A 23,710-nucleotide genomic window follows, 5' to 3' on the forward strand; every position below is an offset into this window, starting at 1 on the left:
GTCAATGGATGTTATAATGTGGTGATAATGTTTGTTTTTGAAATTGCTATGGCTTTTATTTAATTGCAACTGAAGTCTGTTTTTAATTGGCTCGGCATCATAGGTTTAACATTTATTTGATAAAACATGGCTAATCAACCAATTCAAACTTTACTTTTTGTTCATTTAGCATTATATAAAATTCACCGCTTTCCAAATGTCGAACACCATTGGCGTCTGGGAAACTTAAGTCCCTTATTGGATCAATTTCAAATTGGAAAGTCTGTTTTTCTCCTGCTTTTAGGTTCTTTTTTTCAAAAAATTTAAGTTCTTTAACAGGTCGGGTTACAGAAGCCACGGGATCCGAAATAAACCACATAGCTGTTTCCTTACCATCGCGCAACCCTGTATTGGTGATCTCTACTCTTGCGATTAGATTTTTGTTTTTACTTATGATACTATCCGAAAGGGTGATCTTACTGTAAGAAAAAGTTGTATAACTTAATCCGTGCCCAAACCAATAGTTTGGCTCTGAAGATATATCCTGGTAACCACCTAATTTTGGACGGGCAGACTGCCTCATATTATAGTAGGTAGGTATTTGCCCGGTTGTTAAAGGGAATGTGATGGCTAATTTACCGGAAGGATTTAACCGTCCTGAGATAATTCCTGCTACTGCACTTCCGCCAGCAATTCCAGGTTGCCAGATTTCTAAAATAGCACCAGATAAACGATTCAACGACCCCAACTCGATGGGGCGGCCATTGGAGATTATCAAAATAATAGGTTTTCCTGATTGCTTTAATATACTGAAGAGGTGTTGCTGGATAACAGGCAGAGCAAGGGTAGAGCGGGTCGCATTTTCGCCGCTCCATTTTTCCATTTCGCCTAAACATAATACGATGATATCCGATTTTTTTGCTGCGATAGAAGCTTCATTAAATCCACTTTCATCATCCCCGTCAAAGTCACAGCCTTTAGCAAAATTCAGTGTGGTTTTTCCTTGAAATTCTTTCTTAAATCCGTCAAATATTGTTTCTACAGACGAAGGCATGCCTTGCCCTTCCCAGGATCCCATGATATTAATACTGTCTTTTACCATCGGACCTATGAGAGCAATTTGTTTAATATTATGAGCAATAGGAAGTGTTTGACCATCATTTTTAAGTAACACCATCGATTCTTCTGCAAGTTTTCTTGCAATGGCCATACTTTCAGGTTGATAGTACCTGTCTTTTTCTGGAAGCTCTTCTACATAAGGTTTGTCAAATAGGCCTAGTTTAAACTTTAATCTTAAAATCCTACGGACCGCGTCGTCAACCTGCTTCATCGAAATCCTATGCTCCTTTAAAAGCAGTGGCAAGTTGTCAGCGTATATATTGTCAACCATATCCATTTCAACACCTGCTGTGAATGATTTTAAAGCAGCATCTTTCCTGTCTTTTGCAAAACCTTGTGGAATTAAATTTTCAATTGAGCCCCAGTCTGAAACTACAAAGCCATCATGTTTCCAACGCTGCTTCAAAATATCAGTAAGAGTAAAATGATTTGCCGAAGCAGGCACGCCGCTGATATCATTGAATGCACTCATGAGGGTAGCAGCGCCTGCTTTTACACCAGCTTCGTAAGGTGGCATAAACGTATCCCACAAAGTTTGCGCCGACACATCGGCATAATGGTAATCGCGTCCTCCTTCGGATAGGCTATAGCCAATATAGTGCTTCAGGCACGCCGCAATAGAAAAGGTATCGGAAAGATTTTTACCCTGGTATCCTTTTACCGAGGCAACGCCAAAAACGGCATTGGTATAAGGGTCTTCACCATATCCTTCCGCGACTCTTCCCCATCTCGGATCGCGCGCTACATCAATCATTGGTGAAAATGTCCAGTCAACTCCCGAAAGCTTTGATTCCTTGGCTGCTACGGCGGCAGCTTTTGCCACCAGGTTGGGGTTCCAAGAGCATGCCTGGGCCAAAGGGATTGGATATATCGTTCTGAAGCCGTGAATAACATCAAAACCCATCAAAATAGGGATCCCTAAACGGGATTGCTCCATGGCCTTTCGCATAATCTCATTACGATAAACCGGATTAACACTACGATAAATCAAAGAACCGATTTCGGGACGAGACCGCTTTTTTACTTGCTTCGATATTATTTGCATTGGCATTTTTACCATAGGTCCACTGCGTCATCTGAAGAATTTTTTCTTCGATTGTCATTCTTCGCAGTAAATCCTCAATCCGCTGATTAATGGGGATGTTTTTGTTTTTATAAACCAAGGCGGATCTTTTAGCCGATTCTTGAATTTTTTTCGGTGTTTGTACATTGATTTGCCTATATGATACAGAAAAGGTTGAAACTGCTGCAATCAAAAATGAAGCGTATTTTAACGCTTTTATAAAAGAGTAGCGATTCTGACCGCTGCAAAACGGCGAAGTTGTTCTCCAAATGTTTTTAAATAGGGACTTTCTGTACATAAATATTTAGAATGTATCGCTTCATCAGCATTTAATGCTGATGAAAACTCATGCAGGGTGTTAAAATTAGGTTTGGAGGTTGATTTTAAAGATCAGCTTGGCAAACATGATAAGTTACATGCAATTGATAGGGGTATAAACATCCCAAGTGTGGGGTTAAAATATCCCTTTTAATAATAACGGAAGTAGTTGCTCGTGTTTAGCTCTAATTTTAACGGAAATGACTTGGAATATTTAGCTGCCGAAATAATTATATCCACCATAAATTCAGGCGCTTGCGATAGTGATAGCGCTTTATTGTTTAAAATCCAGCATTGTAAAATAACTTTAAATTAATCGAATGTTTATATCTTGCGGCACCGTTCCCTTCGAATAGTTCAAATAACCAATTATAAAGCCCTTTATGAATTTAAGTAAGTATTACTACTTCATAATTTTATTTTTTACTGCTAATCTGGTTGGTGCTCAAACACTCAATTTCAAGCACATCTTTTATAAGGAAGGATTGGTGCAAAGCCCTATTTCAAATTTTTTGCAAGATGATAAGGGATTTATTTGGTTTGGGAATTTAAAAGGTTTAACACGATACGACGGATACGAGTTTAAGACTTTTGTCTATGACGAGAAAAATCCCAGTAGCCTTTGTAATAACAGGGTGAATATTATTTTCCAGGATCATGAAAAAAACCTATGGATAGGTACTGCGAATGGAATTTGCTTATATAATAAATATACTGAAACCTTTACGCCAATTGATATTTTAGAAATTAAAGGAGGACGAAATTATATTTCCTCGTTAGCGGAAGATAACCTCGGCAATATATGGGTGGGTACTTTTGCCGGAATTAGAAAGCTTAATCGAAAAACGCGGAAATTGGAGGAGGTTTTCACTACCGAATCTAACGAAGTTTTGGGTAAAAAAGCAATATTTTCTTTGTTTACAGACCGGGATAATTCATTGTGGGCTGGTACCAAACTTGGTTTACGTAGGTTTGATCCTAAAACCTATCAAATGCTTACAATCCCCGAAGCATTTAAAGAAGTAAAAGATCTAAAAGTCTTAGTCACCAGGCAAGATCAAGAAGGTAATTTATGGTTTGGTACGGAAACGGCCGGGGCCTTCACATATCAAAAAAGCAAAATACCTTATTAAGGTACCTGTCAATAACGGGCAATCCTAATTCAATATCTTCCAATTGGGTACGGGATATTTTATTATTTGATGCACAGTCGTTGTGGTTTGCTACCCGTACTGGAATTTGTATTTTAAATACAGCCACACAGAAGTTTACCAATTATAAGCACGACCCCTTAAATCCAAACAGTTTAAATGATAACGCAATTTGGAGCTTTATGAAAGATAGGGCAGGTTGTGTTTGGGTTGGTACTTTCGGAGGGGGATCAACTTCTATTATAAAGGGAATGCGAACTTCAAAAATATCGTGGAACGTATTGGTAATGAAATAGGGTTGAACCATGTTTTGGTGAATGCTGTAACTGAGGACAAAGATGGGTCTTGGTGGGTGGGTACATTTGGGGGCGGTTTAAACCATCTTGATTTCAATAACCATAAATGTGAATATTTCTCGATAAAGCCAGATAATCAATTAATGGCGAGTAACGGAATAAAATCATTGGCCGATGACGGTAAAGGAAATTTGTGGATTGGATCGTTAGATGGGTTAAGCTTGTTTAATAAGGAAAGGAAGAAGTTCAGGTATTTCGAATTCCCTGTAAGCGATGGGAAATTGAGCGAAAAACTTATCAGTGCAATTTTGCCAGATGGAGAAGGTGCTTGGATTGGAACAAATGGCGGTGGATTAAGGTATGTATTGCCAAATGGACGATCTCCGGTTTATTTACGAAAACAGGCGTTAAACAATATGGGAGGTCTGAACCTGAGCGATAATTTTGTTTCGGCTTTAGTTAAAGATTTTGATGGCAATTTGTGGGTGGGGACACAAAATGGATTGAATTGTTTTGACACCAAAGCCAACGCCATTACAAAGATTTACCAGCGAAGAAGACACAATAAATTTCAAATTGACAATAGTAATGTTACTGCTCTTTTTATCGATTCCAAACATAGGCTATGGATCGGTACAGAAGGCGGAGGTCTAAATTATTTTGACCGGGCAACCGGCAGGTTTTACGTTATTAGTAAGGATTTGGGATTAGGGGACGATGTTATTCATGCCATTGTGGAAGACGATTTGCACAATTTATGGGTTAGTACAGATTTAGGCTTATACAAAATAGATTTTAAGTTGTTTGATGTTCCTTTTTCAAAACATAATTTAGAAATATCGGGATACTCAGCAAACGATGGCTTAATTAGCAATCAGTTTTCAAACAATGCAGCAATTAAACTTCATACCGGGGAGCTTTTATTTGGTGGTATGAATGGTTTGTCTGTATTTTATCCTGAAGAAATTATAAAAAACACTTTACAGCCTGAGGTTGCCCTAACCAGGGTTTTGGTTAATAACAAGGCAGTAGAAATTGGACAAAAAGACTCGCCGCTTAGTAGTTCAATTGTAGAGGCGAAAAGAATTGTTGTGCCTTATGATCAGGCGAATTTGAGCTTTACTTATTCTGCATTAAATTTTATCAATGCCGAAAATAATCAATATGCCTACAAGTTGGAAGGCTTGGCCAATGATACAGATTGGCAACAGATTGGGGCACAAAGAACAGTCAACTTCGCGAATCTCCCCCGGAAGTTACATATTTAAAGTAAAAGCTTCAAATAATGACAAGGTTTGGGGAAACGGCATCCGGTCCTTAAAAATAATAGTTAAACCCCCATTTTGGGCAACTTGGTGGGCGTATTTAATTTATGCTTTTTGCATTAGTATAGTTTCAATCATAGTAGTCCGTTTTTTAAGAAACAGGGCCAGATTAAAGAGGGATTTATACCTGGAGCACGTTTACAATATTCGGCAAGAAGAATTATACCAAATGAAATTAAATTTCTTCACCAATATATCTCATGAAATTCGCACTCCATTAACCCTGATCTTAGGCCCTTTAGATAAAATACTAAAGGAAAATAGCAGTAAGGAATTTGTTAAACCCTTGACTTTAATTAAAAGCAATGCGGGCAGGTTAATGAAACTGGTTACTGAATTATTAGATTTTCGCAAAGCAGAAGAGGGGCGCTTGAACATATATTGTACGAACCAGGATATCACAGCTTTCTGCAAGAGTATTTTTGAATCTTTTCAGGCCTTAGCGGATGACCGGCAAATAGAGTATTATTTTGTCGCTTCAGAAGCACCATTATTTATATATTTTGATTCAAATCAGCTTGAGAAGGCTATTTATAATTTACTTTCAAATGCTTTTAAATTTACACCGGAGCAGGGAAAAATCACCCTAACGGTCGGCAAGAGTTTCATAGAAGACAATTGGATTGAAATTGGAATAACTGACAATGGAAAAGGTATACCCAAAGATATGCAGCCTAAATTATTCGAAAGCTTTTTTCAGGTAGATGATCGGGGAAGGCAGGATATAGGAAGTGGTATTGGATTAGCGCTGTCAAAAAGTATTGTTGAATTGCACCGCGGTAAAATTGAAATAAGCAGTGAAAGTTTTCCAGAAAATGTCACCAGTTTTATTATCTCACTTCCAATTGGAAGTAAACATCTGAATAGCCAGCAGATTCTTGATCCGAGTAAGGCTGCCTATATAATGGATACCGCCGTTATGAATTCTGATAAAGTTATTGTTAATGATGACGCCGCACCTTTATTTTCCAGGTCGTCAAAAAAGTATACACTTTTGATTGTCGAAGATAATGATGAAGTGAGACAATTAATCGTTGATTTGCTGCATGGGAAATATTCCATCTTGCAGTTTTCAAATGCCGAGGATGCTTTGTCGTCAATGAAACATGAAATTCCGGATTTAATAATCAGCGATATTATGATGCCAGGAATGAATGGGTTGGATTTTTGTAAGGGCGTTAAGTCAAACGAAAACACCAGTCACATACCTTTTATCTTACTAACAGCCAAAGCCTCACTTGATCATCAAATTGATGGTCTTTCAACAGGGGCAGATGCATATGTTTCTAAGCCATTTAGCTTTCAAATCCTTGAATTAAATATCAAGAACTTATTGCATGCTCAAGAGGTGATGCGTGAAAAATTTGGACAACAGTTTGTTTTAATGCCTTCGCCCAGTAATATAGCCTCTCCCGAAGAAAAGTTTCTCAACAAGTTAATGAGCATTATAGAATGCAAGATAGAAGACCCTACTTTTGAAGTAAACGACTTGGTTAACGAAATTGGGATGAGCCGTACAGTATTGTACAAGAAGGTACAGGCCTTAACCAGTTATTCTGTGGCAGATTTAATTAAACAAATCAGATTAAAAAAGGCTGCCGCGCTATTTAAGCAAAATACCTATTCTATTGCTGAAGTGGCATACATGGTCGGGTTCAATGACAGAAAGCATTTTAGTAAGGAATTTAAAAAGCAATTTGAGTATTCGCCCTCAGAATATATTCAAAACTTCCATCAGAAAAAAGTTTGATCCCTCTAACAGGGCTTATTTCGTAGCTTGCAACAACGGGGTAATAAATGCAAAGGAGTGTCTTTGGCTTTGCGTTCTGTCCGCCAATGCAAATCATAGCTCCAGTAATTAACTATCTGATATTCTAAATGCACGCATATCATATCTGACGTGTAATGGGATCTTTAATTCATCTCGATTGATGCTTTCTCACAGCAACAAAATGGCCGCAGTATCGGGTCAAAAAGTAGTTTATTCAAACATTCCACACATTCAAAAGCAACCTTGGCAATTTAATATATAGTTTGAATAGACTCCTGTAATAGTTGTTTCTGCCTGTAAAGTACATTTGAACCCTCATTTCAGTACGCTAAAATACCGTCGATTCTGCACTCCTCAATCATATTTGTAGCAGTTATTATCTCTAATAGTAACGCAACCAATTACCAAATTATTAACCAAACCAATTAGAATGAAAACTTTTTACAAAGAGAGAAATGCTTTTTATGTGCTTAGCCGAGGCTACCTCAGGCATAGTGCAATTGCTATTTTATTATTGCTATGTTTAAAGGCTCAAGCCCAGCAAATAGTGATAAAGGGTATTGTAACGGACGAGACAAAAATTAACGCTGCCTGGAGTTAGCGTTCTGTTAAAGGGCACCAAACAAGGTGCTGTAACCGGCACTGACGGGAGATTTTCAATGAAGATACCTGATAATGATGCCGTCCTGGTATTTCGGTATGTCGGTTTTTTGGAACAGCAGGTTAAAGTTGGGGAAGAAAGAGATCTGCATGTAGTGCTCAAAGCAGGTTCCAGTAATCTTAACGAAGTAGTTGTGATAGGTTATGGTACGCAAAAGAAAAGTGATATCATCAGTTCTGTTGCTTCTATCAAGCCTGAAAGCGCAACTCGAAATGTTACTTTGGATGTGGGGGAGATGCTAAGAGGAAAGGCGGCAGGTGTACAGGTAACAACAAACGACGCGGGTCCGGGGGCTCTTCTAATATTTCAATAAGGGGAAGGGGGTCTTTAGCTGGGGGAGATGGCCCGATTGTAATTGCAGATGGTGTCCCTATCGGTTCTATCAACGATCTTAACCCCAATGATATTTCATCAATCGAGATTTTAAAAGATGCGGCCGCACAGGCTATTTATGGGGCAAGAGCATCTAATGGTGTTATTCTCATTACTACAAAAAGAGGGAAACTAGGTAAACTGGCAATCGATTATGGAGGCTATTATGGAACACAAACCGTGCACAGAAACTTTGATGTATATACAGGCCCGGAGTTTGCACAGTTAAAAAGAGAAGCCGATAGAGCGGTTAATAATAACATTATCAGACCAGACAATCTTATTTTCAGCGCAGACGAATTACAGGCTATCGCCGAAAATCGGTCTATAGATTGGTCAAAAGAAGTTTTGAAACCTTCAACAATTCAGAATCACAACCTAAGTTTTTCATCTGGTACCGAAAAAACCAAACTATATGTTGGAGCGAATTTTCAGGATATGCAAGGCATAGTGCCAACAACTAATATTCAAAAGGGAGCTATCAGAATAAATTTAGACCAGGATTTAAAGAGTTGGTTAAAAGTTGGAATTAATACCTCATTCCAAACCTCTAAATCAAATGATCCGGGAGTATCCACAATTCTCCGTGAAGTAATAACAGCATCCCCGTTAGGTAATATCTATAATGCAGATGGAAGCTATAATGTAAGGCCGGGAGGTAATCAGGAAAGTTTCAACCCTTTATTAAATTTACAGCAAACAAAGGATGATACCCGTAACCGCAACGATATTATTAATATTTATTTAGATATAAAACCGTTCAAGGGATTCAATAACAGAATTAACGCTAGCCGCAGGTCCTGGAATTATAAACAATTGGACTACAATACGGCACTTTCCGAAAGCGGCGTTGCCAATGGATCTGCTAACGGAAGCATCTACTTTCAGGATAACAGAGAATGGTTGCTGGAAGATATAATAACGTATAATACTCAAATAAAAAAGCATAACCTGGGGTTTACTTTTGTATCCAGTGCAACTCAGCAGGATTACACATATTTCAGAAACTCAGCATCTAAAATTCCGAATGACATACTTGGCATTTACGGATTACAGTCAGCTTTAATTAATGTGCCAACAATCGGAGGTAACAGGCGCAGGTTGGTTTCGGGTGTTGGTAGGGTTCAATATGATTATTCGTCAAAATATTATGTAACGCTAAGTGCCCGTGCTGACGGATCATCTGTTTTCGGTGCCGACAATAAATGGGGCTATTTCCCAGCTGTTGCTTTAGGCTGGAATATCTATAAAGAAAAGTTTCTGACGGATGTAAAACAGATCACAAACCTTAAATTTCGCGCGAGCTATGGAAGTGTGGGTAATGAAGGAATTCCTCCTTATGGAAGCTTGAGCCTCGCAGATCAAAGAGATTATTTATTTGGCAACAACAGAGTTTCAGGTTATACACCCGGAAGTTCACTGTCCAACCCTAAACTGAAATGGGAAACATCGACAACCTTAAACACTGCATTGGATTTTGCTTTATTCAAAGATCGTATTTCCGGTACAGTGGAGTATTATAATACCAAAACAACTGATTTATTGGTAAATAGGCAGTTGAATTCCTCAATCGGATACACTACACAACCTTATAATATTGGCGAAATTCAAAATCGCGGCATAGAAATTCAATTGGACGGTGTGCCTGTACAAACCCAGGATCTTACCGTGAGGATGGGGGTGTTGTTTTCCAAAAATAGGAATAAAATCAAGAAGCTATATGGAGACCTTAACGGCGATGGTGTACAGGATGATGATGTTGCAAATAATTGGTTCATTGGTCAGCCAATCGAGATTTACAGACAAGCGAAATATCTTGGCGTGTGGCAGGGTACTGAAGTGTACCCCGGCTCGACCTTTGATAAGGCAACAGGAAAGTGGGAAATTAATGGTGTGCAAGCTCCTGTAGCTTTAGACGCAAGTGGAAAGCCTATTGTTGATCCGTTCACCCAGAAAACACCTGTACCTGGAACCGTGAAATTGGAAGATAAAAATGGTGATGGAAAAATAAATGCTGATGATAATTATATAACATCTAAATATCCCGATTGGACAGGCTCATTTAACTTAAGCGTGGCCTACAAAGGATTTGATTTTTCAATGGATATTTATACCGTACAAGGCATTACAAAAAACAATCAATTTTTATATGATTATACCGCAGGTGGGGATTTAAGAGGAAATAGAAATGGGATCAAGGTGAATTATTGGACTCCCGAGAACCCTTCCAATACTTTTCCACAGCCAAATGCTGGTACTTCGCCTCCGGGAATGTATAATCTTGGATTGCAAGATGCTTCATATTGGAGGTTACAAAACCTCACCATAGGCTACACCTTTCCCCAAAAAGTGCTTTCAAGATTAAAAATTGCTAATCTGAAGATTTACGCAACAGGGCAAAACCTAATCACTAGTACCAAGTATCAGGCTTATAGCCCAGAGCAAGACTTGTACTCTTATCCGGCAACAAGAAATTTTATTTTGGGAGTAAAAATCGGTTTGCAATAATAGTAAAATGTTTATAACAGCCGATCTTTTAATTCTTAAATGTCTTAATAAAATAATAAAATGAAAAATCATAATAAAATGTTGATAGCAGGAATTGTAGGAATAATGTCCCTTTTGGCCTCCTGCAAAAAATGGCTAGCGGAAGAAAATTTTACAAAAATTGGCTCGGATGTTATCTACAAGGATGAGGCAGGGTTGAATGTAGGCCTTGGGGCATTGTATAATTTACAGCGAGCATATGAACTGGTTAGTTATAATAGTGGTTTGCAGCAGGATAACCTTTGGATTTATTGCGCGGACGATTTGGGTTGCACCAGGACCTTTAACGATGCTCAAATTTACAAGGCAAATATGAACGCTATAGATTTCCCAAGGGGTAAATGGAATTCTGGTTATCAACTGATAGACAGGGCGAGCGCGATTATCGAAGGTGCGAAAAAAGTTAGTTTTTCCTCGGCAGCCGCTAAAAATAAAGTTATCGGTGAAGCAAGGGTTATTAGAGCAATGACTTTTTTTAAACTTTGGGAGTTGTATGATAATATATTAATTGATACCATCCCAACGACTGTAAATAACGCCTTTGACCCTGTTCAATATAAACCAGCCACAAAACAGCAGGTTCTTTCGTTGATTAGTTCCGATTTAGATTTTGCAATTGCCAATTTATCATATGTTGCTCAACCCGGGGAAGTTAGCCAGGGGCTTGCCCGACACCTTAGAGCTCAAGTTGCTGCCTGGCAGGGTGATTGGGCAACAATGGCCGCTCAATGTGATGCAGTGATTAATACTGGCCCTTATGCTTTACAACCACTGGAAAAGGTGTTTGGCGCGGATGTCAATCATAACGAATCTCTTTATACCTACCAGTTTGATGAGTTAACAGGAGGAAGCTCAAATCTTGCCGGCGGAGAACAGCACTTTTTAAATGCTGTGCTTACTGCACGTTACTATGAAATGCCTGGAGGCCATATGATTGAAGATAATAATTGGGGCGGCAATTCTTTTGCATGGACAACACCGAATTTTTATCTTAAAACGCTGTTAGGATGGGATAAAACCACGGGGCTATCTCCTGACAAGCGCTTCACAACTTATTTTTTCCCAGATACTGTAGTCGGTAACAAACCAGGAGATCCTTATTACGGAAGAAAGTTGCCAAAGTCATCCTATTCAGATAATTACAGGCAATACCACTGGAGTGTGAAGAAATATCAGGATTTCACCAAGCCTGATGGCCGTGCAGGAAGCTACAAAGATGTAATAGCTTATCGACTCGCCGAAACCCTATTGCTGGGAGCTGAAGCTCATTGGAGACTGACCAACAACGGTTCGGACCCTACTGCTTTAATGTACATTAACAGGATTCGCGCTAGAGCAGGCATGCCAAATTTTACATCAATCGACCAACAAACCATTCTAGACGAATCGGCACGGGAATTGGCGTTCGAGGGAGGGCGCTGGTTTTTATTAAAAAGAATGGGAGTTTTGGTGAGTCAGGTAAATAAATACCACACATTTGGAAGCGCAAGCACCAACGAAAAGGTTTTCCCGATGCAAGATTTTCAGGTACGTTGGCCAATACCACAAGATCAAATTGACCTTATGGCGCCAAATTTCCCGCAAAATCCGGGCTATTAATTTATTTTATACCCATCGGCAAATATCGTTATCTATTTGCTGATGGGTATTTATATATAATAAGGCCGGGATGTTCCACGGATTGAAATAAAATTAGCTGATAAATACTGCGCTTTATGTAAACAGAATTGCCATTTCTTGGCCTGTCAGTCTTCCTGCTCAAATCTAACGATCAAAAAACACGCCAGCCCCAATTTTTAACTAATTACTATGAAATATTTCCTAAAAAACTTTGTCTTGATTATATGCTTGCTATTAAATGTTGATTTTTTATTTTCTCAAGATAAATCTGTTAATATCTATCATCAAAGGTGGATAGATTTTAATAAAAACGGAAAGGAGGACATCTTCGAAGATCCCACCCAAAACATAGAGGCCCGGGTAAATGATCTGCTATCGCAGATGACTTTAGAGGAGAAAACTTGTCAAATGGCAACACTTTACGGCTATCATCGTGTTTTAAAAGATCAGCTTCCAACAGCGGAATGGAAAAATGAAATCTGGAAAGATGGTATAGCAAATATTGATGAACACCTCAATAGTTTACCTTTTAACCCCGATGCACAGTCTGAGTATTCTTACCCTTTCAGTAAACATGCCGATGCGATTAATTTGGTTCAAAAATGGTTTATAGAACAAACCAGATTAGGAATTCCAGTCGATTTTACTAATGAAGGAATTCATGGACTAAATCATGATCGTGCAACACCGTTACCTTCGCCTATCAACATTGGTAGCACCTGGGACAAGCCAATGGTCAGAACGGCAGGTAATATCGTTGGAAGAGAGGCTAAAGCATTGGGATATACTAATGTTTATGCTCCAATTTTGGATGTATCCAGAGACCCAAGATGGGGCAGGGTAGTTGAAACCTACGGTGAAGATCCTTTTCTGGTTGCCGAGTTAGGTAAGCAGATGACATTGGGTATACAAGAGAATGGCGTCGCATCTACGTTGAAGCATTTTGCGGCCTACAGCGTCCCCAAAGGAGGAAGGGATGGCAATGCCAGAACAGATCCTCATATTGCGCCTATTGAATTGCAAGAAATTTTTCTCTATCCTTTTAAACGAGTAATTCAGGAAGCACATCCTTTTGGCGTAATGAGCAGTTATAATGACTGGAATGGGATGCCGATAACTGGCAGTAGGTATTTTTTAACGGAATTATTACGAATACAATACGGTTTTACGGGATATGTAGTCTCTGATAGTGAGGCGGTAGAGTTCCTGGAAACAAAACATCATGTAGCAAAAGATGCCGAAGATGCAGTGAGGCTAGCTGTAGAGGCCGGCCTTAACGTTCGAACCAATTTTACACCACCACAGGATTTTATTCTGCCCCTAAGAAATTTGGTTAAAACAGGCAGAGTTTCGATGGAAACATTGAATGCTAGGGTTTCTGACGTACTTAGGGTAAAATTTAAACTGGGATTGTTTGATCAACCTTATGTGGATGACACGAAGTTATCCGATAAAAAGGTACACACGCTAAAAGATGATGAGTTTGCAATGCAAATTAACAGGGAGTCATTTGTATTGTTAAAGAACCAACCTTATAAGGATAAAAAGCAGCCACTTCTACCATTAGATAAAAGCAAATTGAAAAGTATCCTTGTTACCGGTCCATTGGCAGCTGAAACCAATTACGAGTTAAGCAGATATGGTCCTTCAAATAATCATTTGATCTCAGTTTTATCCGGAATTACCAATGAAGTCGGAAATAGGGTAAAGGTAAACTACGCAAAGGGATGTGATGTCGTAGACTCAACGTGGCCAGAAAGTGAGCTTATACCAGTTCCGTTAACTTTTCAAGAACAGCAAGAGATTAATAAGGCTGTGGAAATGGCTAAACGTTCGGATGTAGTGATAGCTGTGGTAGGTGAAGATGAGAAGCGGGTAGGCGAGAGCTTGTCAAGAACTGGATTAGATTTACCTGGCAGGCAGCGTCAACTATTGCAGGCTCTATATGCCACCGGCAAGCCTGTAGTAATGGTAATGATAAACGGTCAACCATTAACTATTAATTGGGAAAATAAATATTTACCCGCAATTTTAGAAGCATGGTTTCCAGGGGCTCAAGGTGGAAGAGCTATAGCCGAGACTTTGTTTGGCACTTACAATCCGGGCGGAAAACTGCCAATTACATTTCCTAAAACAACCGGCCAGATTGAGTTTAACTTTCCTTTTAAAAAGGGTTCGCAAGCTGGCCAGCCTACTGCGGGGCCCAACGGTTATGGCAAAACTAGTGTAAACGGACCTTTATATCCTTTTGGGTACGGATTAAGTTACACAACCTTTAGTTTTACAAACCTTAAAATAAGTCCCTCGGAGATATCTAATAAAGAAGATGTTACTGTTTCGGTAGATGTAACCAATACTGGTAAAGTAAAAGGGGATGAAGTTGCGGAGCTTTACATCACAGATGAGCAAAGTAGCCTAACTACTTATGATTCTGTTTTACGGGGGTTTGAGCGGGTAAGTCTGTTGCCGGCAGAAACTAAAACATTAAGTTTTAGGATACATCCGGATGACTTAGCCGTTTTTGACACCAAGATGAATTTTGTTGTAGAGCCCGGTGTTTTCAAAATTAAAATCGGAAATTCTTCCGACAGTATTCAACTATCTCAGGATTTAACGGTGAAATAATTATAAATAACCCAGATAGCCAATTAATTATAAATATGATATTATCATAAACCATAATCGACTTACGCTATGAAAAAAAGAGCCCATAAGGTGGTTGTAGATGGTTTTACTTGGTTTTCCACATTTTGCCAGAGCGCAAATAAAAATCAGTCCTTGTTTGTTCAGGGAAAGCTCACGGGCATCGGAGCAAGTATTAAAAGTTGAAGATCAGAGGGGAGTTACAGATAAGTGTACGTGGTTAAGATATAGCAATAACGGGAATATAAAGTGCCCTTTACTTTTTGATGAAAATTATAACAAAACACTCGCATATAGCGGTTTCCTGGCCGCATGGCAATAAAGTATAAGAATCCCATAAATTATGAAAATAATAATTCTAATAGGGCTTTTTGTAGCCTTTTCATGGGCTGTTTTTGCCCAAAAAAGCTCAAGCTATAGATTCGTCGAAGCGAAAAAATCAAATAAGGATACCGTTTGGACAAACTACAAAACAAAAACCCTGGTCGCGCTATCCGACTTTAAATCTCAGACTGAACCCCCGCTAAACAAATATGGAAGCTGGGAAATGAATAAGCAAAAGGGTACAGGGTATTTCAGAACTGAAAAGATCAATGATAGATGGTGGTTCATTGATCCGGATGGGTATCCGTTTATTAATAAGGGGGTGGCCGTATTTCGCCCTTTTACATCTGAGCATCAACAGAAAATACTGAAACAAAAATATGGGTCTGTTAATAACTGGTACAAACATGAAAGTACTTTTTTAAAAGATCTGGGATTTAACGGAGCAGGAGCTTGGTCTGATGTTGATTTAATACGCAATAGCCCTTCGCCCATGGTTTATACTGTAATTGTAAATGCAATGGGGAGCTACAAGGCGGACCATATTAAAAGGTTCGGCGGAAAGTATAAAATTGCGGGATGGCAAGGCTATAGGTTTGATTTAGTAATGGTATTCGATCCGGAATTCGACGCGTATTGTGACGCTGCTTTTAAACCTTTATCAAAATATAAAGAGGATAAATACTTACTGGGATATTATTCGGACAACGAATTACCCTGGAAAACGGACGCTCTGGATATTTCGCTTAAGAACCTGGCTAAGGACGAGACCGGGATACATCGCAGCCCGGAAGTGGTTAGATCAAAGAAAAGGGAAAACTTCCTCGTTAGCAGATATCACTGAAGCTGACCGGCTGGCTTTTTCTGGTTTTTACTTTGATACTTATATGCAGAAGGTAACCGCGGCACTGAAAAAGTATGATCCAAACCATATGTATTTGGGCTGCAGATTTAACCAGCAGGATAGGCAGGAACTAAGCAATCCAGAGATCTTTAAAGTAGCGGGCAAATATATGGATGTCATATCTATTAACCACTACAGGAAATGGGAGCCGGATTCTGCGCAAATGGCTGACTGGGAAAAATGGTCTGGCAAACCTTTCTTAATTACGGAGTGGTATGTAAAAGCCCAGGATTCGGGTTTGGCAAATAATGGGGGAGCTGGTTGGATTGTTAAAACCCAGCAAGACAGAGGATATTTCTATGAAAATTTTGCCTTATCACTTATTAAGAGTAAAAGTTGTGTTGGCTGGCATTGGTTTACTTACCAGGACAATGACCCTGATAATTTGAAAACAGATCTTTCCAACAGAGACTCTAATAAAGGAATAGTTGATTCAGATTACGAGTATTATAACCCGCTGGTGCAACAAATTAAAGAATTGAATAAACAGGTTTTTAACCTTGTACAATACTTCGATAAACGTAAATAGCCAATTACTTAACCAATTTATAAACAATAATTTAAATTAAAATGAAGAAGATTGTGTTATTTTTTTTAGTCGGATTAGGTGTAGCCGGCTGTAAAAAAGAGTTTTTATTATCAAAAATAAATGATGTAAAAACAACAAAGGTTGTGGTGGATAATGTACCATATTCGGGTAATAATCCCTTACTTAAGAACGCTAATGATGCAGTTTTAGTCGGCGCTGCCATTAACGCCAGCAAATTTAGTAATTCAGCCTATACTAATTTGGCAGGCAATCAATACAATAGTTTAACTGCCGAAAATGAAATGAAATTTGCTTCCGTTGAACCAGCAAGGGGTAGCTTTACTTATAATGACGCAGTTATACTTTTTGCGAAGAGCCATGGTATACCAAGGGTACATGGGCATAACCTTATCTGGTTTTCAAGCAATCCTACATGGCTAAGTAATGCAACCACCGCGGGTTTAACTGCCGATCAAACTTACCGGTCTATCATGCAAACCCATATTACCAATGTTATAACGTATTATTACCAGCACTATAAGAACCCGGATGGCTCGCCCTGTGTAAAATCATGGGATGTGGTTAATGAAGCGGTAAACAATAATGGCACTTTGAGAGGAAGCGGCTTGGCGGATCCGTCGGACGCCGATGATACTGCTAAAGACCACTGTGTTTGGATGGATAAAATATCCGGCGAAGGTTATACTTATATTAAGTCACTGTTGTCCGGTAAAGTTTGTTATTGTTATAAAAAGACTGCATTATGATATAAAAAGAAGGATTTAGGTTTTAAAGCGGATGTCCAAGCCCCCCAATTTTAGTTGCCGTGAGTGATTTGTTGACATGACGGACAGTTTCTCCGGATCGTTCAGAAAGTTAAATAGGTGGATATAACTCATCAGATGGAGTCTTATAATAGAACTCAGATTAGAGAAAGACCATTGTCTTTTGAGTTGTACCTGGACAATTTTGATTAGAAGATCGGCAATAAAAGCGCACCATATCTGTATTTTGATTGCATTCTCATTATCCCCCAGGAAGTATTTAAGCGGGAAATTTTGCTTTACCCGCTTAAATAGTATTTCAATAAGCCATCGTTTCTTATAAAGATCGGCAATAGCTTCAGGTGGTAACGAGAAATTATTGGTTAAAAACTCAAATGTCCTTTCGGTTTCTTTGTCAAAGAAAGTAACCAGGCGAATCTCCAACTGGATACCCTCTTTTTGAGTACGTGTGCCCTGGAGGAGTAGTTTATCTTCGATGACACCGTGTGCCTTGCTTTGTTCGCTAAGCTCATTCAGCCACATTGTTGAGTATTTGGCATCTTTTTTCTGCCTGGTGACAAAGAATACGCCTTCATTTGTCATTCTTTGATATTCAGAATAGTCTACGTAACCTTTATCGAAAACGATAAAGGAACCTGGTTCGAGTTTGATCTCTTTAAGGAAGGGCATATCGTTAGCGCTGGCTGCCGTGAAGCTAATTTTCAGCGGTACATCATCTGCTGCCTTAATGAGCGTATGAACTTTGATCCCGCCTTTTCTCTTACCGTTGGCCTTTCCCGGGCTTGGGGCTTTCAATATTTGCTGAAATAAGGTAATTGTTGAAGAATCGGCAATGAATAGCTTAGGGTCGATCTTTAATCGGCTGTCCGGTAAAAGCTGCTTGTGTCGCCTATACAGGTTATCATAAATACGGGCGAATACTTCAAAGCTACGCTGGGCATTAGCATCACATAAGGTGCTTCTGGCCGGACATTTACTTATACCGATATGATGAAGCTTATGCAGGCTTGCTTTCATGCCGCTGATTACTTCTCTGCTGCTGGTGCATCTGTTAAAAACGCAGTAAAGCATCGTTACAAGATGTGTATAGGTATCAAAGTAACGGTAGTAGAGATCGTGATCCCCACGTCTTGCTAATGATCGAACATTATTACGATCTATTAAACCTAATAACTGATTCAGGACCGGCTGTCCGGTAAAAAAGTACTTTTGCTCATGTTGTGTATTTAAGTGTGGTAACTCAAATATCAACACAAAGGGGTAGTCTTTCGGCTATCCCTTCCTTTTTCCCTAAAAAATCTTTACCGGACAACAGTGATATTAAGTTGGCATTCCAGTATGCAAGGCAGGCTGCTATAAATGCTGGGAACACCGACCTGAAATTATTCTATAATGATTATGGGCATGAGTATTCTAAAACTAAAACAGACTCGATCGCAGCTTTGGTCAAACGCCTTTATAATGAGCCATTAATTGGTGGGCAGCATATTATTGATGGTGTTGGTTTACAAATGCATACCAATTACGCCCGATTAACCGATGATACAGGTACACAGGGCAACATTGAATATGCGATAGAAAAAATGCAGCAAACTGGTCTAAAAGTGCACATTTCCGAGCTTGATATCAGTGTGACAAATAGAAATGATGGCACAACTCAAGCAGATAGGGAAGCAGCGCAGCAATACCGGTATTTTTACATCGCGCAAAAATACCGGTATATTGTGCCTGCAAGCCAACGCTGGGGAATTACTTTGTGGAATATAGGGGATGCCGACTCTTCGTTGGGGGTTGGTGCTGCCGCAACGCTGTATAACATCGATTATTCACGCAAATACGCATATCAACGATTTTACGAAGGATTAAACCAAGCAATTAGTATTCAATAAAGTATCAATAAATCCCCTGTAAAACGTGCTTGTTGCACAACTAACAGCCAGTCCACTACCGGTGCGTTACATCAGGATTAGGTTTACACATTGTAATGGCAGTGATGACTCGGTTACCATTAGTGAAATTACCCTATAGAACAAGGAATAGGAATTTACTAAACGAGATTATTTAGGCAACAAAAGCAGGTGCGCGTATTATGCGAGACCTGCTTTTGTCTTTATACCTAAGGAATATGCGGTATATCAAGGATTATGTTATCGTTTTTTTATGTCATATACAGGAAGTCTTAAAACCAATAAGCCGTTGTGATAGATATTTATTTATCCGACCTTCCTTACTCCGAAAATTTTTTAGGTTTCATGCGTACACCTCAAGCTGTTTTGTTTTGATTGTTATTGTACTAATAAAGCTTCCTATACGACAAATCGACGAAAAGATCTGAGATATTGCCCTTTTTAAGCCGGTTAAAGCTCTGAAATTTGTATCTGCAAACCAATAGGGAAGGCCTATCGAAAATTGGTTAAAACAAACGTGATGAAATATTTTGCAGAACAAAGTCGAAAGTTTACGGATATGGGAGATTTAAAAGTATTTCATTCAATTTATCCTACTACATACCCTAACGAGGCAATAAAATGGGGACAAATTGTTCGGTTTGACGACAAGACAATTATGCCCGGGCGACAGGAAATTCAAAACTTCATAGGCATTCCCATGCTCATCATCCGTTTAATTATTAATGGTTCAGGAGCTTATTACGATTCTACCGGATACCGTAAGATTTTAAGGGAGCGAGATACATTGGTAGTTGGATATGACGAGAGCACAGTCCAGTCTATATTTTATAATTATGATGAAACACAGGAGGCGGAGTTACTTGAAATTTGGCTCATGTCGAAATCGAATGAAAGGATCAGGCTTTTTGATACTTTGACGGAGACAAGAGACGGGAATTTTAATGAGGCTTCTGACGCTCCGTCCATCGGCCCGGATAGTATTCTTCTGCAAGATGGGCACTGGCTCAGGCGAAGCACATTCAAAAGAAACAGTGATCACAAGATCGAAGGGGGCATATACGATAGTATCATCGTATTTGTGCTAAGCGGTACTGTAATAGCAAATAGCATAAGGCTCGGTTTCAGAGACGGAATAATGTTGTCTATGAACGATACAGTTGATCTTTATTTCGAAGAAGATACCGACCTGCTGCTTATTCAGCTGAATGCGAATATGCATGTTGAATAATAGCTTAGGTAGCACTGGTGTCGCTTTTCATAAAAGAAATTTTGATATAAAATGAGTCAACTTCAATTCGGAAATGATACAGAAATTACACAAATAATAAACAATGAAATACAGATTATTATGAAATACAGGTGAAAAGACTTCGGCTGTAGGATTAGGGGTGATGAGTATGAGTTACGGATATGGAACTCTCGATGACAAAGAATCTAGGGCAACCCTTGATCGGGCGATTGAGTTAGGTGTTAATCTTTTAGATGCCGCTGATGTTTCTTGGTTTGTACGAAACGTCGTCAACCTCGTGTATGGTCTTCAATTATACGAAATATCGTGTTAGGATCGTGATATTTAGCAGTTAAATAGTATTTTTGCGTTTTAAGTATTTGATATTCAATTTATTGTATATTTTGGCACGCTTTTTCCCTATACGTCATAAACATAATACGATGAAAAAAATTTAATAAGCCTACTGCTGCTAACCGGGCTAGCCCTAAAAGCAGATGCACAATCTGAAACAAAAGACTCCGCAAATTACGTGGCTTCAGCACACGCTGTGATCTTGAAAAAGTTACTTCAGGAAAGAGGATTTGCTAATAAGGGAGTAGAAATGATGTTGGTGGATTTTCCCCCAAGGAGCAGGTCGGCAGTGCATAGCCATCCCTGCCCAACCTTCGGGTATTTGATCCCCGGCGAAATAGTACCAGTATTTGAGGGAAAAACATATCATTATAAAGCGGGTGACGCATTTTAGGAAAGCCCCAATGGGCTTCATACTGATGCCGTAACGATAGCGTCACCAATACCGCCAAATTACTTGTGTTTTATATTAAAGACAAATACAAGCCGGTTGTTGTGCCACTAGATCACCAAATGTAGTTAAAACTAAAGCTCTTTCATACGGAAGCTCTAGTTTATACCATTTAGCTATTTAATGCAAAAGAGCTTTTCCTGCAAGCATGCGTTTATGTCGGTATAATCCGCAATTCAATTTTTAATGTGTGGTTAATATATTTTATATGAAACTCAAATTTTACTTAACCATTAGCCTGATAGGTGTATTGCTGCTGATCCCCGGTGCAGCTGCCTATGCAGCCGATGTATTAAAGCCTGATCATGCTTTTAATACCGGTGCCTGCATCATTATAGCAGTTACCATTTTCTTGTTGTTATTACTGCTGCTCTGGCTAATCCGTTTGGCCCGCGGTCTTAAAGAAGACGAAGTAGCGCAGGAAAAATACGGCGATAAATGGATCTTCAGGCAAATAAACAGCTTAGATGCCCCTCAGCTTGATCAGTTAATAAGCCGCAGAAACCATCGTAAAAAAGCTATCGGCAAAGCCAAAGGGGGCAATAACGGCTTCACCGCTGTTATGTTACTGATGCTTGTATTTTCAGGATTAGCAGTCCAGGCGCAAACAGCCGCAGAAAGCAAAAATGTATTAATCAGTCCCGGAATGATCATTATGCTTACCTTGATCTTTATTCCGTTGGTGGTGATTGTTTTTTTGGTGACTTTAAAAATCCGTAATCTGGCTGTCAAAACCCGTTACAGCCGTGTAAAAAAGAAACAACCGAGCTGGTCAAAGCCATTGATGACGATGACGCAGTTTATGAGGAGCTTATTAAACGCAAGCATGCGCTTAACTATCGTTTAACCAACAATGAGCTTGCAGGTACCATCGAAGCGGAAGATTCAAAAGGGATCCTGCTGAATGTTGATGAGGTTCACGGCCCGCGGTTTTTTGCATCTAAACGCAAAGCTGCACCCAAGCATCAAACCGACCCCAAACTGGTAAAACTAATTATGTGGTACCTGGGCAGCGCGGCTTTTTGGCTGGTGCTGGGTACCTCGGTAGGCGAGTATATAGGTATCAAATTCGTATCGCCGGATGCTGATCATATCAGCTGGCTAAGTTTTGGCCGCTTAAGGCCGGTACATACCAATATGGTTTTCTGGGGCTGGTCGTCAATGGCTATGCTGGGCCTTGGTTACTACGTAGTTACCACGGTTAGCAATACTGTGGTTTATAGTATAAAATGGGGGTATTATTCGCTTATACTCATGAACGCAGCTATCATCACCGGCAGCGGCATGCTGATGGCCGGCATCAATAACGGCGGTGGCGAATACCGCGAATATATATGGCCGGTTATGACACTTTTTGCAGGTGGTATTGTGTTAAGCCTTACTAATTATATAAAAACCATAGCGCAGCGCAAAACCAGAGAGATCTATATCTCCAACTGGTATATCGTTTCGGCTATGATGTTTTTAACGGTGATCGTAACCGTTGGCTACTTGCCCTTTTACCAGAACGGCCTTGGCGAAACCATTGTGCAGGGATATTATATGCACCAGGCTGTGGGCATGTGGTTTATGTTCTTTAACCTGGGATTGGTATACTACTTTTTACCACAGCAATTAAATACGCCTATATACTCTTACAGTTTAGGGATCCTGGCATTCTGGTCGCAGATTTTATTTTACACGCTGATAGGTACGCACCACTTTATTTTCAGCTCCATACCATGGTGGTTGCAAACTGTGGCTATTGTAGGCAGTATGGGGATGCTGATCCCGGTGTTTTCGGGAACTACCAATTTTATCATGACCTTCAGAGGGAATTTTAATAAGATAGGCAGGAGCTACACACTGCCTTTTTACATCGTTGGTATCCTGTTTTACTTCACGGGTTCTACGCAGGGTACGGCGGAAGCCTTCAGGGAAACCAACCTCATCTGGCATTTTACTGATTTTACGGTGGCACATTCACATCTTACCATGTACGGCATCATCGCCTTTATGCTTTGGGCCTGCATTTACACCATAGTGCCAAGGCTTACAGGTAACGAGCCCAAACAGGGCTTAGTTGGTGCACATTTCTGGCTGGCTTTAATAGGTCTGTTGTTCTACACCATTCCGCTTATGGTGGGTGGCACGCTGAAGGGCATAGCCTGGCGCGATGGAAAACCATTTATTGATGGGGTGGTGCTGATGACCCCTTACTGGCTATGGCGGGCTATTGGCGGCTCACTGATGTGGGCATCGCACCTGGTTTTTGCCTGGAATATGTATGTGATGTTTTCGGGGCATAAAAGTCATCCTGATATAAGGAAGGAAGTTTTTGAGAAATTAAATACCATACCCTTTAACGCTGAAATTTGATA

The 23,710-nt window shown here is 39.6% G+C and carries 20 protein-coding genes; 17 read left to right on the top strand and 3 right to left on the bottom strand.

What is annotated here, in order from left to right:
* Window positions 1-130 precede the first annotated feature (130 nt).
* Entirely contained in the window at window positions 131-2,035 is a 1,905-nt protein-coding gene (locus ACRQ5D_RS21795; RefSeq protein ID WP_432326565.1) for a glycoside hydrolase family 3 N-terminal domain-containing protein, read from the bottom strand.
* Between the two features lie 40 nt (window positions 2,036-2,075).
* A complete protein-coding gene (locus tag ACRQ5D_RS21800; protein ID WP_432326567.1) occupies window positions 2,076-2,459 on the bottom strand; it encodes a hypothetical protein in 384 nt (127 codons plus the stop codon).
* Between the two features lie 403 nt (window positions 2,460-2,862).
* Here ACRQ5D_RS21800 and ACRQ5D_RS21805 point away from each other — a divergent pair, with 403 nt between their 5' ends.
* The 11 genes from ACRQ5D_RS21805 (at window position 2,863) to ACRQ5D_RS21855 (ending at window position 17,389) form a co-directional block, all read left to right on the top strand.
* Complete coding sequence (locus tag ACRQ5D_RS21805; protein ID WP_431200391.1) at window positions 2,863-3,612, top strand: ligand-binding sensor domain-containing protein; 750 nt, start codon at window positions 2,863-2,865, stop codon at window positions 3,610-3,612.
* Window positions 3,552-3,926 (top strand): two-component regulator propeller domain-containing protein, encoded by a 375-nt coding sequence (locus tag ACRQ5D_RS21810; protein ID WP_431200392.1) that lies wholly within the window; start codon window positions 3,552-3,554, stop codon window positions 3,924-3,926. The genes ACRQ5D_RS21805 and ACRQ5D_RS21810 overlap by 61 nt, the downstream gene beginning before the upstream one ends.
* The gene (locus ACRQ5D_RS21815) at window positions 3,902-5,194 is read left to right on the top strand and encodes a ligand-binding sensor domain-containing protein (protein ID WP_431200393.1); all 1,293 of its coding nucleotides are present in this window, start codon (window positions 3,902-3,904) and stop codon (window positions 5,192-5,194) included. The genes ACRQ5D_RS21810 and ACRQ5D_RS21815 overlap by 25 nt, the downstream gene beginning before the upstream one ends.
* Window positions 5,118-7,001, top strand: coding sequence for a hybrid sensor histidine kinase/response regulator transcription factor (locus ACRQ5D_RS21820; RefSeq protein ID WP_432326570.1), 1,884 nt, complete (start codon window positions 5,118-5,120; stop codon window positions 6,999-7,001). Before ACRQ5D_RS21815 ends, ACRQ5D_RS21820 begins: the two co-directional genes overlap by 77 nt.
* 608 nt (window positions 7,002-7,609) lie before the next feature.
* Window positions 7,610-7,996, top strand: coding sequence for a carboxypeptidase-like regulatory domain-containing protein (locus ACRQ5D_RS21825; RefSeq protein ID WP_432329832.1), 387 nt, complete (start codon window positions 7,610-7,612; stop codon window positions 7,994-7,996).
* Window positions 7,993-10,563 (top strand): SusC/RagA family TonB-linked outer membrane protein, encoded by a 2,571-nt coding sequence (locus ACRQ5D_RS21830; protein ID WP_432329834.1) that lies wholly within the window; start codon window positions 7,993-7,995, stop codon window positions 10,561-10,563. The genes ACRQ5D_RS21825 and ACRQ5D_RS21830 overlap by 4 nt, the downstream gene beginning before the upstream one ends.
* A 60-nt stretch (window positions 10,564-10,623) precedes the next feature.
* The gene (locus ACRQ5D_RS21835) at window positions 10,624-12,201 is read left to right on the top strand and encodes a RagB/SusD family nutrient uptake outer membrane protein (protein ID WP_091167681.1); all 1,578 of its coding nucleotides are present in this window, start codon (window positions 10,624-10,626) and stop codon (window positions 12,199-12,201) included.
* Window positions 12,202-12,411: 210 nt separating this feature from the next.
* Entirely contained in the window at window positions 12,412-14,847 is a 2,436-nt protein-coding gene (locus ACRQ5D_RS21840; RefSeq protein ID WP_091167680.1) for a glycoside hydrolase family 3 N-terminal domain-containing protein, read from the top strand.
* Between the two features lie 361 nt (window positions 14,848-15,208).
* Complete coding sequence (locus ACRQ5D_RS21845; protein WP_432326573.1) at window positions 15,209-16,033, top strand: hypothetical protein; 825 nt, start codon at window positions 15,209-15,211, stop codon at window positions 16,031-16,033.
* A gap of 43 nt (window positions 16,034-16,076) precedes the next feature.
* Window positions 16,077-16,622 carry a hypothetical protein gene (locus ACRQ5D_RS21850; RefSeq protein WP_431200399.1) on the top strand — a complete coding sequence of 182 codons (546 nt, stop codon included), beginning with the start codon at window positions 16,077-16,079 and terminating at the stop codon, window positions 16,620-16,622.
* 41 nt (window positions 16,623-16,663) lie between these two features.
* Window positions 16,664-17,389 carry an endo-1,4-beta-xylanase gene (locus tag ACRQ5D_RS21855; protein ID WP_091167677.1) on the top strand — a complete coding sequence of 242 codons (726 nt, stop codon included), beginning with the start codon at window positions 16,664-16,666 and terminating at the stop codon, window positions 17,387-17,389.
* Between the two features lie 15 nt (window positions 17,390-17,404).
* Here the strand turns inward: ACRQ5D_RS21855 and ACRQ5D_RS21860 are convergent, their stop codons facing one another.
* On the bottom strand, window positions 17,405-18,661 hold the full coding sequence (locus tag ACRQ5D_RS21860) for an IS4 family transposase (RefSeq protein WP_431199200.1): 1,257 nt from the start codon (window positions 18,659-18,661) through the stop codon (window positions 17,405-17,407).
* Between ACRQ5D_RS21860 and ACRQ5D_RS21865 the strand changes: the two genes are divergently transcribed.
* The 6 genes from ACRQ5D_RS21865 (at window position 18,640) to ACRQ5D_RS21890 (ending at window position 23,708) form a co-directional block, all read left to right on the top strand.
* On the top strand, window positions 18,640-19,296 hold the full coding sequence (locus ACRQ5D_RS21865) for an endo-1,4-beta-xylanase (RefSeq protein ID WP_091176359.1): 657 nt from the start codon (window positions 18,640-18,642) through the stop codon (window positions 19,294-19,296). The genes ACRQ5D_RS21860 and ACRQ5D_RS21865 overlap by 22 nt on opposite strands.
* A gap of 676 nt (window positions 19,297-19,972) precedes the next feature.
* The gene (locus ACRQ5D_RS21870; protein ID WP_431200400.1) at window positions 19,973-20,545 is read left to right on the top strand and encodes a hypothetical protein; all 573 of its coding nucleotides are present in this window, start codon (window positions 19,973-19,975) and stop codon (window positions 20,543-20,545) included.
* A 160-nt stretch (window positions 20,546-20,705) separates the two neighbouring features.
* The gene (locus ACRQ5D_RS21875; protein ID WP_256337583.1) at window positions 20,706-20,879 is read left to right on the top strand and encodes a hypothetical protein; all 174 of its coding nucleotides are present in this window, start codon (window positions 20,706-20,708) and stop codon (window positions 20,877-20,879) included.
* A 222-nt stretch (window positions 20,880-21,101) separates the two neighbouring features.
* Window positions 21,102-21,293 (top strand): cupin domain-containing protein, encoded by a 192-nt coding sequence (locus ACRQ5D_RS21880; RefSeq protein WP_431200401.1) that lies wholly within the window; start codon window positions 21,102-21,104, stop codon window positions 21,291-21,293.
* Between the two features lie 265 nt (window positions 21,294-21,558).
* Window positions 21,559-22,197 carry a hypothetical protein gene (locus ACRQ5D_RS21885; protein ID WP_432326575.1) on the top strand — a complete coding sequence of 213 codons (639 nt, stop codon included), beginning with the start codon at window positions 21,559-21,561 and terminating at the stop codon, window positions 22,195-22,197.
* 149 nt (window positions 22,198-22,346) lie between these two features.
* Complete coding sequence (locus ACRQ5D_RS21890; RefSeq protein ID WP_432326577.1) at window positions 22,347-23,708, top strand: cbb3-type cytochrome c oxidase subunit I; 1,362 nt, start codon at window positions 22,347-22,349, stop codon at window positions 23,706-23,708.
* Window positions 23,709-23,710: the final 2 nt, after the last annotated feature.

It is taken from the genome of Mucilaginibacter sp. P25 (genome assembly GCF_050859465.1).
GTDB lineage: Bacteria > Bacteroidota > Bacteroidia > Sphingobacteriales > Sphingobacteriaceae > Mucilaginibacter > Mucilaginibacter gossypii.

What these genes read in the sequence shown, in the direction of transcription:
- ACRQ5D_RS21795 (WP_432326565.1), bottom strand. Translation starts at nt 2,035, where the DNA reads ATGGAGCAATCCCGTTTAGGGATCCCTATTTTGATGGGTTTTGATGTT.
- ACRQ5D_RS21800 (WP_432326567.1), bottom strand. Translation starts at nt 2,459, where the DNA reads ATGTACAGAAAGTCCCTATTTAAAAACATTTGGAGAACAACTTCGCCG.
- ACRQ5D_RS21805 (WP_431200391.1), top strand. Translation starts at nt 2,863, where the DNA reads ATGAATTTAAGTAAGTATTACTACTTCATAATTTTATTTTTTACTGCT.
- ACRQ5D_RS21810 (WP_431200392.1), top strand. Translation starts at nt 3,552, where the DNA reads ATGGTTTGGTACGGAAACGGCCGGGGCCTTCACATATCAAAAAAGCAA.
- ACRQ5D_RS21820 (WP_432326570.1), top strand. Translation starts at nt 5,118, where the DNA reads ATGATACAGATTGGCAACAGATTGGGGCACAAAGAACAGTCAACTTCG.
- ACRQ5D_RS21835 (WP_091167681.1), top strand. Translation starts at nt 10,624, where the DNA reads ATGAAAAATCATAATAAAATGTTGATAGCAGGAATTGTAGGAATAATG.
- ACRQ5D_RS21840 (WP_091167680.1), top strand. Translation starts at nt 12,412, where the DNA reads ATGAAATATTTCCTAAAAAACTTTGTCTTGATTATATGCTTGCTATTA.
- ACRQ5D_RS21845 (WP_432326573.1), top strand. Translation starts at nt 15,209, where the DNA reads ATGAAAATAATAATTCTAATAGGGCTTTTTGTAGCCTTTTCATGGGCT.
- ACRQ5D_RS21850 (WP_431200399.1), top strand. Translation starts at nt 16,077, where the DNA reads ATGCAGAAGGTAACCGCGGCACTGAAAAAGTATGATCCAAACCATATG.
- ACRQ5D_RS21855 (WP_091167677.1), top strand. Translation starts at nt 16,664, where the DNA reads ATGAAGAAGATTGTGTTATTTTTTTTAGTCGGATTAGGTGTAGCCGGC.
- ACRQ5D_RS21870 (WP_431200400.1), top strand. Translation starts at nt 19,973, where the DNA reads ATGCCCGGGCGACAGGAAATTCAAAACTTCATAGGCATTCCCATGCTC.
- ACRQ5D_RS21885 (WP_432326575.1), top strand. Translation starts at nt 21,559, where the DNA reads ATGAAACTCAAATTTTACTTAACCATTAGCCTGATAGGTGTATTGCTG.
- ACRQ5D_RS21890 (WP_432326577.1), top strand. Translation starts at nt 22,347, where the DNA reads ATGTGGTACCTGGGCAGCGCGGCTTTTTGGCTGGTGCTGGGTACCTCG.